This window comes from Peptoniphilus koenoeneniae, from assembly GCF_030812875.1.
Classification (GTDB): Bacteria; Bacillota; Clostridia; order Tissierellales; family Peptoniphilaceae; genus Peptoniphilus_B; species Peptoniphilus_B koenoeneniae.
In genome coordinates, this window is record NZ_JAUSTN010000001.1 from 250004 (window position 1) to 261928 (window position 11925).

General features: G+C 31.0%; 10 protein-coding genes. 2 read left to right on the forward strand and 8 right to left on the reverse strand.

The window, feature by feature from the left end:
- Nucleotides 1–83: 83 nt before the first annotated feature.
- From scfB to J2S72_RS01330, 7 genes are all read right to left on the reverse strand, one after another.
- Nucleotides 84–1430 (reverse strand): thioether cross-link-forming SCIFF peptide maturase, encoded by a 1347-nt coding sequence (gene scfB, locus J2S72_RS01300; protein WP_307494849.1) that lies wholly within the window; start codon nt 1428–1430, stop codon nt 84–86.
- 50 nt (nt 1431–1480) lie between these two features.
- Nucleotides 1481–1627 carry a six-cysteine ranthipeptide SCIFF gene (gene scfA, locus J2S72_RS01305; RefSeq protein WP_023056221.1) on the reverse strand — a complete coding sequence of 49 codons (147 nt, stop codon included), beginning with the start codon at nt 1625–1627 and terminating at the stop codon, nt 1481–1483.
- Nucleotides 1628–1636: 9 nt separating this feature from the next.
- Nucleotides 1637–1936, reverse strand: coding sequence for a preprotein translocase subunit YajC (gene yajC, locus J2S72_RS01310; RefSeq protein WP_023056247.1), 300 nt, complete (start codon nt 1934–1936; stop codon nt 1637–1639).
- A 38-nt stretch (nt 1937–1974) separates the two neighbouring features.
- The gene (ileS, locus tag J2S72_RS01315; RefSeq protein WP_307494850.1) at nt 1975–5073 is read right to left on the reverse strand and encodes an isoleucine--tRNA ligase; all 3099 of its coding nucleotides are present in this window, start codon (nt 5071–5073) and stop codon (nt 1975–1977) included.
- Between the two features lie 219 nt (nt 5074–5292).
- Nucleotides 5293–5703, reverse strand: a complete 411-nt coding sequence (locus J2S72_RS01320; protein WP_307494851.1) for an RrF2 family transcriptional regulator — start codon at nt 5701–5703, stop codon at nt 5293–5295.
- Nucleotides 5704–5727: 24 nt separating this feature from the next.
- Entirely contained in the window at nt 5728–7029 is a 1302-nt protein-coding gene (locus J2S72_RS01325) for an NAD(P)H-dependent oxidoreductase (RefSeq protein ID WP_307494852.1), read from the reverse strand.
- A 30-nt stretch (nt 7030–7059) separates the two neighbouring features.
- Nucleotides 7060–8274, reverse strand: a complete 1215-nt coding sequence (locus J2S72_RS01330; RefSeq protein ID WP_307494853.1) for an aminoacetone oxidase family FAD-binding enzyme — start codon at nt 8272–8274, stop codon at nt 7060–7062.
- Nucleotides 8275–8343: 69 nt separating this feature from the next.
- Between J2S72_RS01330 and pepT the strand changes: the two genes are divergently transcribed.
- Both pepT and pepD read left to right on the forward strand, forming a co-directional pair.
- Nucleotides 8344–9555, forward strand: coding sequence for a peptidase T (pepT, locus tag J2S72_RS01335; protein WP_023056248.1), 1212 nt, complete (start codon nt 8344–8346; stop codon nt 9553–9555).
- 1 nt (nt 9556) lies between these two features.
- A complete protein-coding gene (gene pepD / locus J2S72_RS01340) occupies nt 9557–10966 on the forward strand; it encodes a beta-Ala-His dipeptidase (RefSeq protein WP_307494854.1) in 1410 nt (469 codons plus the stop codon).
- 47 nt (nt 10967–11013) lie between these two features.
- On the opposite strand, the gene J2S72_RS01345 is transcribed toward pepD, so the two are convergent.
- Nucleotides 11014–11859 (reverse strand): copper amine oxidase N-terminal domain-containing protein, encoded by an 846-nt coding sequence (locus J2S72_RS01345; RefSeq protein WP_307494855.1) that lies wholly within the window; start codon nt 11857–11859, stop codon nt 11014–11016.
- Between the last annotated feature and the right edge of the window lie 66 nt (nt 11860–11925).

The following is an 11925-nucleotide window of genomic DNA, read 5'->3' on the forward strand; positions in this document are numbered from 1 at the left end:
AAAATAATATGATTTTCTTTGTAAGTTTGCATAAAAAAATCTTAAAGCCTATAATTTTTTATAAAAAAAATGATGCCTAAGCATCATTCATTTGCAAGAATTGATATTGCACATTCTATTCTCTTTTTTTCCATTTCACAACCTAAATTATAAGGTTCTTTTAAATTGTGATTTTGGTAATAGTTGTTTGCATGACAACCTCCGGAACAATAATATCTTGCCCAACAATCACTGCATTTTTCTTTTGTAAATACATTTGAGCATTTAAATTCTTCCCTTAACTTGTCATTTTTTATTCCATCAAATACATTTCCAAGTAAAAATTGTTCTTCACCTACAAATTGATGGCAGGGATAAATATCCCCTTGAGGAGTTACTGCAATATATTCGCTTCCCGCTCCACATCCCACTGTTCTTTTTATTATGCAGGGACCTTGGCTTAAATCTATCATAAAGTGAAAAAATAAAAAGTCTTTATTGTGCTTTTTTATTTCTAAATAATCTTTACTCATTTTTTCATATTCTTTTAAAATTTTATCAAGGTCTTCTTCTCTTAAAGCATATTCTTCCTTGGGATCTGTTACTACAGGCTCTATGGATGTTTTCATAAATCCATTTTTATAAAAGTCCAACAAGTCTTCTGAAAAATCCAAATTATTATGAGTAAAGGTTCCTCTGATATAATAATCTTTATCTTTCCTGCCCTCTATAAGTTTTTGAAATTTTGGAACTATTAAATCATAAGATCCTTTTTTATTTATAGTAGGCCTCATTTCGTCATTTATTTCTTTTCTTCCATCAATGGACAAAACTACATTTGACATGTGTTCGTTTATAAAGGCATTTACTTCTTTGTTTAAAAGCATCCCGTTTGTTGTTATAGTCCAGCGAATATTTTTATTAAATTTTTCTTCTATACTTTCTCCATATTCCACTAATTTTTTAACAACTTCAAAATTCATAAGAGGTTCTCCACCAAAGAAATCAACTTCAAGATTTCTTCTGTTTCCTGAATTTTCTATTAAAAAATCAAGAGCTCTTTTGCCTGTTTTAAAGTCCATTAAAAGCCTTTCCCCATGAAAGTCTCCTTGAGAAGCAAAACAATACTTACATCTCAAATTGCAATCGTGGGAAACATGAAGACAAAGAGCCTTTATAATATTTTGAGGATTATAACTTGCCTTCATAAGTCTTGGATCTACAGTAAAAAGCAAACCTTCTTTTTCAAGTTCTAAAATTTCTTTTCTTGCTTCTATAATTTGATCTTTTTCATATTTGTTTTCATATTTTTTTATTAAATCTTCTTCGCTTAAAAGTTTTACATCTTCAACTAAATCATAAATTATTTGATCAACTTGATGGACGCTTCCACTTGCTATATCTAAAATTATATAAACATTATTTAAATAAAATTTGTGTATTGTATTCATCTTTACCTTTCCCACAATAAAAAGGGTTGTTTCCAACCCCATTATTGTTACTAATTATCTTTGTTTTCGCACTTTTGATTACCTACTGTGCAAGAAGTTTTGCAAGCTGATTGACAAGATGTTTGACATTCTCCACAACCGCCTTTAGCAAAGGTATCCTTTAATCTTTTGCTTGTAAGAGTTTTTACGTGTTTCATAAGGTCCTCCTAATTTTCTTTAAGGTCTTTTTTGTTTTCAATAACAGAGTTTATGCCCCATTTCATGATTTCAAACTTTGATTTTTCACCTGAAGTTTGAATAACAAAAAGATCTTCTTTAACTGTAACAACCGTTCCAACAATTCCACCTATGGTGATAATCATATCTCCGACTTTTATATTGTTTCTCATATCTTGTATTTCATTTTGTTTTTTCTTTTCTTTTCTTATTACGAAAAAATAGAAAAATCCGAAAACAAATACAAGTGGTAAGAAAGATGCTATCATTCTTTGTGTTTCAGGGTTCATAGGCTCTCCTTTCTTTAATAATTATATCTTAGTGTTTGTCAGTCTGCAATATTCTTTTCTATGCTTATAAAAGCCTCATGACCGTTTAAGTCAACTTCTTCCTCTCCCTTACCATATTTTATTTCTTTCGCAAGGGTTTCAGTCTTTATAAAATCATCATATTTTTCAACTGCTTTTTGTATTTCTTCATCTGCAGAATAGATAATTGAAATGTTATCTAAAACTTCAAAATCTTTAGCTTTTCTCATTTGTTGAATCTTGGAAATAAATTCTCTTACATAGCCTTCTTCTATTAGTTCAGGAGTAAGTTCCGTATCCAGTATTACAAATTGATTGTTTTCCATGGTAACGTCAAAACCTGGTTTTGATTTAATATTTACAAGAACATAGTCTTCTTTAATATCAGTTTTTTCTCCACCTAAGTCAATCTTTTGTAAATCTTTTCTTAAAGAATTTATAAATTCTTTAGCATCTACATCTCTTAAGAAGTTTTGGAAATCTTTTATCTTCTTGCCTAAAATTGAACCTGCAACTTTAAAGTTAGGTTTTAATTCATAATCCATAAATTTTGAAAGATCATTTTCAAATTTTACTTCTTTTACATTAAGCTCTTCTTCTATTAATTCTCTTAAATCTCCAATTTTATTTTTAAGTTCTCCATCAAGAACAACTTCTTTTAAAGCTTGTCTTATTTTAATTTTTGCATCTTCTCTTGATGCACGACCAAGCTCAACAATTTTTATTACAAGAGCCATTTTTTCTTCAAGAGCCCTATCTATTTTTTCTTCTTCTACTTTTGGATAATCTTCTAAATGAACTGATTTTCCATTAGTTAAAGATTTATATAGCTCTTCAGAAATAAATGGAACTATAGGTGCTATTAATTTAACTATTCCAAGAAGAACTTCATAAGTTGTTTTGTAAACTGCCTTTTTATCATTATCTACATCAGTTTTCCAAAATCTTCTTCTATTTCTTCTGATATACCAGTTGGAAAAATCTTCAATTACAAAATCTTGTATTTCTCTTACAACTTTTGTAAGTTCAAACCTGTCCATGTCTTCATTAACAGTTTTAACAAGACTTTCATATCTTGATATAAGCCATCTGTCAATTAAATCTCTGTCTTTTAAATCAATTTCAAATTCTCTTGGGTCAATGTCATCAGTATTGGCATAAAGGGAGAAGAAATTATAAATATTTCTAATAGTTCTAAAAAATTTTGATTCAACTTCACGTAAACCGTCTTCATCAAACTTTGTTGGAGTCCATGGCGGTGAAACGTAAATTAAATACCAACGTACAACATCAGCTCCGTAATTATCAAAAAGTTCAAAAGGATTTACTGTGTTTCCCTTTGACTTACTCATTTTTTTGCCAAATTTATCAAGAATTAAGTCATTTACCAAAACATTTTTATAGGGGCTTTTTCCTGTTAAATAAGTTGAAATTGCTATTAAGGAATAGAACCAACCACGAGTTTGATCTATCCCTTCACAAATAAAATCAGCAGGGAAAAGTTGGTCAAAATCTTCTTTGTGTTCAAAGGGATAATGCCATTGAGCAAAAGGCATAGCTCCTGAATCAAACCAAACATCCACAACATCTTTTTCTCTTGTCATAGGCTTTCCGCACTTAGGACATTTCAAGTGAACATTGTCAACATATGGTCTATGAAGTTCTATATTTTCATCAATATCTTCAATAGCTTTTTCTGCAAGCTCTTTTCTTGAACCGACACTCTCAATGTGTCCGCATTGGCATCTGTAAATTGGTAGAGGTGTTCCCCAATATCTTGAACGGGAAATTGCCCAGTCATTTAAATTTTCAAGCCAATTCCCAAACCTCTTTTCGCCTACAAATTCAGGAAACCAATTAACTCCATTATTGTTTTCAATTAATTTTTCTTTAAATTTTGTAACTTCTATATACCATGATGGATGTGCGTAATATATAAGGGGTGTTCCACATCTCCAGCAATGAGGATAATTATGTTCAAGTTTTTGTTTCCTGTATAATAAATCATTTTCAATTAAATATTTTATTACATCAGGATCTGCATCTATTACAAATTTTCCCTTCCAAGGAGTTTCAGTATACTTTCCTTCTTCATCTACAGGTTTTATGAAGGGAAGATCATATCTTCTTCCTGTATTATAGTCATCTTCACCAAAAGCAGGCGCAGTGTGAACAACTCCTGTACCGTCTTCAGTTGTTACATAATCAGCACAAGTTACAAAAAATGCATTTTTATCAGGTTTTATAAATGGAAGAAGTTGATCATATTTTACATATTCCAGGTCTTTTCCCTTCATAGTTTCAAGAACTTCATATTCCTCTTTTAAAACTTTATCTTTTAAAGCATCGGCAAGGTAATAAATTTCTCCATTGCTTTTTACTTTAACATAATCAACATTAGGATTTACTGTTAAAGCCACATTAGAAGCAAGGGTCCAAGGAGTTGTTGTCCAAACTAAAAAATATTCATCTTTATCTGATAATTTAAATTTAACATAAACTGTTTCAACTTTATCTAATTGATATCCTTGAGCTACCTCATGGGATGCAAGGCCTGTTCCACATCTTGGGCAATAAGGTAAAATTTTATGGCCTTCATAAATTAAACCATCTTTGTACATCTTATCCAAAATGTTCCAAACTGACTCAATATAATTGTTGTCAAGAGTTATATAAGGATTGTCAAGATCTACAAGATATGCCATCCTCTTTGTAAGCTCTCTCCATTCTTTTTCATATTCGAAAACAGAATTTCTACATTTTTTATTAAATTCTTCTATTCCATATTTTTCTATGTCTTGTTTATTGTGAAGTCCAAGTTTTTTTTCAACTTCAATTTCAACAGGAAGACCATGGGTATCCCATCCGGCTTTTCTATTTACTTTAAAGCCTTTCATAGTCTTGTATCTGCAAGTTAAATCCTTAAGAGTTCTTGCAATTACATGATGTATTCCAGGTTTTCCGTTTGCTGTCGGCGGTCCTTCATAAAAAACATATTTTTCATGACCTTCTCTTGTCTTTACAGACTCATGTAACAAGTCAATCTTGTCCCAATATTCTGAAATTTTTCCTTCTCTTTGAGCTACAGGCTCTTTAGAAAGCGGTTTAAATTTTTCCATAATACCTCCATATAAAAAAATACCCTGAAGCATATGCTTCAGGGACGAATATTTCCGCGGTACCACCCTTATTATAGGTAACTATCTCTTTTTAGCTATAAGGTTGCTAACCTAAAGGCATTTCCTCCTTTAAGCTGAAAGGTGATTCGAAACAAACTTTTGATATTTTTTCACCAACATATCTCTCTAAAAAGGCGTTTATTTCCGTCCTCTCAATTGCTATATAAACTCATCAATAGTTGAGTCTTTAAACATTTTTGCAATATTTGATTGTATTGCAGAAAGTCTTTTATGAAATTTGCAGTGATCGATTCCCTTTTTGCCATTTTTTGAACAATAAGGGGAAGATTCTGATAGACATTTATTGACTATAATAGGTCCGTCAATTGCTAAAATAATATCGTAAAGAGTAACTTTTTCTTTAGGCTTTAAAAGATAATATCCACCATAAGCTCCTCTTTTAGCGGCAGTAATACCTGCAAGATTTAATTTTCTCAAAATTCTTAAAGTAAATCTTTTAGGAATTTTTTGTACTTCAGATATTTCAGGTGCCCCTATTACTTCATTTTCACGTTCTGCCAGATATGCACAAATTCTAAAAGCATAATCTGTTTCTTGAGTTATTCTCATATAATCACCAAATTCTAAACAATTTTATAACAAATCAGGATTACTGTCAATCAAGCTGTTCATTCTATTCCTTATAATGACTGCTGACGAATTACAATCTAAGCATACCATATTATACGTAATAGGTGTATCTTTTTTTATGTTAATTTTTGCTTTTGTATTTTCATTAATTAAACCTATTGGAAGTAAATCATTTTCTTTAGCTATGGAATATTTTTCAAGACTTCCAAAAACACTTTTGCCGCCAATTCCTTCAATAAGTTCTCCTGCTAAGATATCTCTTTTTGCAATAGCAACAGTTTCTGCTGAAGGCTTCAAGTTTTTAGGTGTAATTGATGACTCGTGTAAAACTACAGCCTTTGCAATGGAAATAGGAGTTTCAAGACTTGTTAGATGGTAAGGTCTGTAAATAGCATAGTTTGGACCTTTCCCCATGGAAAGATATTGCATTTCATAATCTATAATTTCATTTTTAGCTTTTACAATAGCATATACTCCTGGTGCAATTCCCTTTACAAAATCTACTGTATACCTATTTTTAAAAATGCCTCCATCTTCTATAAGTTTAAACTTATCAGCAAGTTCTTTAGGCTCTGAATAAATCATGTGACAGCCTCTTATATCAGGCATAAAACCTGTAGCATTGCAAACTGCATTAAGTTCTATCATTGTATTTGTACCATCAACAAAAGATGTAAGCATCCTGGGGCTGATTCTTCTTTTTTTTGCATCCTCTTTTACATCGTCTTCAGTTACATAATAATTTAATTCATTGTTCTTGCCTTTTCCTAAATGAAGAATCTCAAATCCCATTAAATTTGCAAATTCAAAAAGCTCTACAATAGCTCCTGGTTCATCTCCATAACTTCCTGTATATACAATGTTGCTATTTTTTGCAAGATGATTTAAATATGGTCCAACAGTTGAATCCATTTCAACATTTAAGCTCACAACGTGAACTTTGTTTTTAAAAGCTTCAAGGCTTATATCTATCCCTGCATTTATGTTGCCTGTACAGTCTGTAACAGCGTCTACAAGCTCGCTTTTTGTTGCAAGAGTGTTATCAGTCGTACCGATGTATTTATTTTCTTTAAAGGCCTTTAAAGCCGTCTCAAAATTATCTGTAATTACATAATCTTTTTCATCAACCTTGCAAGCTTTAAATAACTCTAAAATTGATTCTTTTCTTCGTGAAGAAATTACAGTTGGTCTAAAATTTTCAAGACTTAATAGCTGTGAAAAAAGTGAAGTCCCCATTAAACCGGAGCCTACAATACCTACTTTAATTTCTCCAAATTCATTGATTTTATTACTTAAAAAATTCATAAATCCTCCAGTTGATAATATATCATAAAATCATTTTAAATCATACAATTTTTCAATGGCTTTAGAACTTATATATGCACTTGAAAAGGCCCACTGTAAATTATAACCACCACAGTCACCAGCTACATCCAAAGCTTCTCCTATAATATAAAGACCCTTCACTAACTTTGACTCAAAAGTTTTATTGTCTATTTCACTTGTATCAACTCCACCAAGGGTAACCTGAGAATTTTTAAAAGAGTTCACTCCAGTAACTTCAAAAGTTGAATGTAAAATAAGGTTTAATAAATTTTCATAATCCCTATGGGTTAAATTGCAAAGAGGGTTGTTTTTGTCTATGTCTAAAGTCTTTAATAAATAATGGATAAACTTTTTATTTACAAGACCTGTTAAAAATCTTTCAAGAGAAAAATCAGGATTCATATAAATACACGAAAAATAAAAATCCGAAAAATTTTTGTCAACCTCATTAATTAAAGGGAGCTCTATAAAAAATTCCTCGTTGGAAAGACTTACATAGTAAGATAAATCAAAAATAGGTGGACCACTAATTCCATAGTCCGTAAATAAAAGGTCCCCATATTTTTTATCTACTACTTTGCCATCTTTTATAAGTTTACATTCTCCAATAACCTTGGTGCCAGAAAGATGTTTTAAAAAATCACTTTTCAATTTTAATTGAGTAAGGCCTGGACTAAGCTTAGTAATTTTGTGTCCCAAATTTTTTAAAAGAGAAAAAGCACTGCCGTCACTTCCGGAAACAGGCATACTCGTTCCTCCACAGGCAAAAATAATTTTATCGAATTCAAAAGAAGACTCCTTTGAATAAACTTTAAATTTATTATTTATTTTTTCAATTTTATTTACAAAAAAATTATTTATAACCCTTACATTTTTCTTTTTAAGTTCATCTAAAAAAATATTTAAAACAGAAGCCGAGCTTAAAGTTATGGGATAGACTCTTCCCTTTTCAAGGCTTAAAGTTTTCATACCTATGTTTTCAAAAAATTTTATAAGATCCTTATTTGAAAAATTATTTATGGCAAAATCAACAAAATTTTCAGAACCCTTATAATTTTTTTTATCTAAGTTTAAATTTGTAAGATTACATCTTCCATTTCCCGTTGCCAAAAGTTTTTTACCAATCCTATCATTTCTTTCAAGAATGGTAACATCATATTCTAAGGGAAAATTTATCGCCGCAAAAATTCCGCTGGCTCCTCCACCAATTATTCCAATTTTCATAATATCCTCAACTTTTTCTGTGATTTAATCATTCTTATTGTATAATAAAATTTAAACGGAGGGAAATAAATGAATTTTAAAGAAAAATTAATTGAAAGATTTTTAAAATATGTATCTTTTGAAACAACTTCAGATGAATTTTCTGAAACTTGTCCATCTACAAAACTGCAATTAAATTTAGCTGAATATCTTGTAGATGAAATGAAAAAAATGGGAATTGAAAGTCAAATGGACGAAAACGGATATGTTTATGGAAAAATTCCAGCAACAGATAAGACTCTAAAAAAAGTCGGATTTATTGCACACATGGACACTTCTCCTGACTTTACAGGAAAAAATGTTAAAGCCCAAAGATTTGTTTATGAAGGCGGAGATATAAAATTAAATGAAAATCTATTTATGAATTTAAAAGAATTTCCATTTTTGAAAAACATAGTTGGAAAAGAAATAATAACAAGTGACGGAACCACTCTTTTAGGTGCTGATGACAAAGCCGGAATAGCAATTATAATGACTATGGCTGAAATAATTTTAAGCTCAAAAGAAAGACACGGACAAATAAGTTTGGCCTTTACCCCCGATGAAGAAATAGGAAGAGGAGCAGACAAATTCGATATAAAAAAATTTGATGCAGACTTTGCTTATACCGTTGACGGAGGTCCTATAGGCGAGCTTGAATATGAAACTTTCAATGCAGCAAGTGGAATTTTAACCGTATATGGAAAAAATGTTCACCCGGGAACTGCAAAAGATATAATGGTAAATTCTGCAGAAATAGCCTGTGAATTTGATAATATTTTGCCAAGAGATCAAAGACCACAAACCACTGAAAATTATGACGGATTTTTCCATCTTTTAAGTCTTGAAGGAAGCACTGAAAAAACAGTGGCAAGATATATTATTCGTGACCATTCAAGAGAAAAATTTGAAAATAAAAAAGAACTCTTTAAAAACATAGGAAAACTTTTAAGTGAAAAATATAAAACAAAAATAGAAACTGATGTAAAAGATTCCTACTATAACATGAAAGAAAAATTAGAAGATCACATGGAAGTTGTAGAACTTGCAAAAAAATCCATGGAAGATATAAATATAAAACCTCTTATACAACCAATTAGAGGAGGAACTGACGGATCTAAACTTTCTTTTATGGGACTACCCACTCCAAACTTATTTACAGGAGGTTACAATTTCCACGGAAAATATGAATTTGTTGTAATAGAATCTATGGAAAAATGTGTAAACTTATTATTAAAAATTATTGAAAATATAGGAGAATAAAATGAGTATTTTAAACTTAGAACCAAAGTTAGTCTTTAAATATTTTTCAGAAATTTCCCAAATTCCAAGACCTTCAGGTCATGAAGAAAAAATTTCCGCCTACCTTGAAAATTTTGGAAAAGAAAGAAATTTTGAAACTTACGTTGACCAAACAAAGAATGTCTTAATAAGAAAACCTGCAAGTAAAGGTTATGAAAATTCTCCCGGAATTATAATCCAAGGTCATATGGACATGGTTCCAGAAAAATCAGATGACAGTAATCACGATTTTTTAAAAGACCCTATTAGTTTAATTGTTGAAGATGATAAAATTTATGCAAATAATACAACCTTAGGTGCAGATGATGGAATAGGTCTTGCCTTTGCCCTTGCCCTCCTTGATGACCAAGAAGCACAACACGGTCCCTTAGAATGTTTATTCACAATAAGTGAAGAAACCACAATGGAAGGAGCTATGAATTTATCTTCTAATCTTTTAAAGGGAAATTTACTTTTAAACATTGATTCCGAAGAAGAAGGAATAATGACTGTAGGTTCTGCAGGTGGAGAAAATTATCTTGCAAAATTTAATTTTTCAGAAGTTGAAATTCCCAAGGACTATAAAGTTTACGAGCTTACTTTTCAAGGCCTATTAGGTGGACATTCTGGAATGGAAATTTCAAAAAATCATGGTAATATTATTAAAATTATGGCAGATTTAATTGACGGTTTAGACGATTCAATGATTGCAAATTTTAATAGTGGAACAAAACAAAACGCAATCCCCAGAAGCGGAAGCCTTACCTTGGCAACAAAATCAAACATAAATTCACGAGTTGAAAAAATCCTGGAAAAATTTGAAAACTTAGACGGAAACCTGGAAATCTTAGTAAAAGATTCAAAAGCTAAAAGTGCAATGGGAACCATAGACTCAAATATTTTTGCAAGATATCTTTTAGACTTACACAACGGAGTGTATTCTTACACAGACTCCAGTCAAAAAGATGTTGAAAGTTCAGCAAATCTTGCCATTGTTAAAAAAGACGGCTTTTCTTATAACATTTTAGTTTCCATAAGAAGTGCTTCAGAAGAAAAGTTAAGACAACTTGAAGAAAAATATAAACTAACAAGTCAGGCTTACAAAGTTTCATATGAATTTTCCGAAGGTTATCCAACTTGGGAATATAAAAAAGATTCCCTTTTAAGAGATAGAGCCATGACTGTTTATAAAAAAATGTTCGGTCATGAAATGGTTACTGAAATAACTCACGGTGGATTGGAATGCGGAGTATTTAGCGAAAAATATCCAAACATGGACATGATTTCCATAGGGCCAGATATAAGAGGAGCACACACTCCAAAAGAATCTCTAAGTATTTCATCTACAAAAAGAATGTATGAATATGTAAAAGAACTTTTAAAAGAATTATAATAATAATAATAAAAATAAGGTAGGTTTTTTCCTACCTTATTTTTTATTTACTTTGTAATTTTTACTGTCTTACTAGCTCCGTCCCAATCAACCTTTGCTCCTGTTATCTCAGCTATAGCTCTCAAAGGTACGAATGTTCTTCCTGACTTTATCTTTGCCGGAGAATCTATCTTAATATCTTTTCCATTGGCATTTACAATATTTGAATCTATAGTTAGCTTTGCTAAACCATCTCCAATAGTAATTGTCTTATTAGCTCCGTCCCAATCAACCTTAAGACCCAAAGCTTCAGAAATAAATCTTAAAGGAACCATAGTTCTGGAATTTTCCACATATGGTGCCGGATCAGGAGTCAATTCTTTATCATTAACAATAATCTTAATTTGAGAATTGCTTTTTTCAGACTGATCTTCCTTCTTTTCCTCTAAAGTTTTCGCATTTGCCCAGTCAAATTTTAAATAAGCCTTTTGTTCACCAGAACCCTTTCCGCCTCCAGCAATAGCATCCATAGCATCAACCCAAACAGCAACAAGAATCTGTCCTTCCTTAGGATTTGTTCTTTCAAACTCATGAATCTTATTATATTCACCACTTACAGGACTTTGCTTAGCCTCAACTCTCTTAGAGTCCTTATCGCCATCATAGATAAATAAATTAGTAAGCTCACCTTCCATATTCATAAATTCCATCTTTTTTAAATAAAGTTTATAAATATATTTTCCATCCTTCTCTTCCACATCTGCAACTTGTCTTAAAGAAGGATTACCCATGGATTCTTTACCTGGTTCGCCAAACTTTTCAAGTTTTACCGGTACCTGATACTTAGTTGCCGCAAAAATTGAACTTGGAATTAAAACTAAAACTAACAATAATGACATAAATATTTTTTTCATTTTACACCTCATTTTTTATTTTAGAGGGACAATCCCAAAGAAAAGTCCCCCATATTAAATTAATAA

Bases quoted from the DNA above. Each gene is read 5' to 3' on its own strand.
- scfB (WP_307494849.1), bottom strand. From the start codon at position 1,430: ATGAATACAATACACAAATTTTATTTAAATAATGTTTATATAATTTTA.
- scfA (WP_023056221.1), bottom strand. From the start codon at position 1,627: ATGAAACACGTAAAAACTCTTACAAGCAAAAGATTAAAGGATACCTTT.
- yajC (WP_023056247.1), bottom strand. From the start codon at position 1,936: ATGAACCCTGAAACACAAAGAATGATAGCATCTTTCTTACCACTTGTA.
- ileS (WP_307494850.1), bottom strand. From the start codon at position 5,073: ATGGAAAAATTTAAACCGCTTTCTAAAGAGCCTGTAGCTCAAAGAGAA.
- J2S72_RS01320 (WP_307494851.1), bottom strand. From the start codon at position 5,703: ATGAGAATAACTCAAGAAACAGATTATGCTTTTAGAATTTGTGCATAT.
- J2S72_RS01325 (WP_307494852.1), bottom strand. From the start codon at position 7,029: ATGAATTTTTTAAGTAATAAAATCAATGAATTTGGAGAAATTAAAGTA.
- J2S72_RS01330 (WP_307494853.1), bottom strand. From the start codon at position 8,274: ATGAAAATTGGAATAATTGGTGGAGGAGCCAGCGGAATTTTTGCGGCG.
- pepT (WP_023056248.1), top strand. From the start codon at position 8,344: ATGAATTTTAAAGAAAAATTAATTGAAAGATTTTTAAAATATGTATCT.
- pepD (WP_307494854.1), top strand. From the start codon at position 9,557: ATGAGTATTTTAAACTTAGAACCAAAGTTAGTCTTTAAATATTTTTCA.
- J2S72_RS01345 (WP_307494855.1), bottom strand. From the start codon at position 11,859: ATGAAAAAAATATTTATGTCATTATTGTTAGTTTTAGTTTTAATTCCA.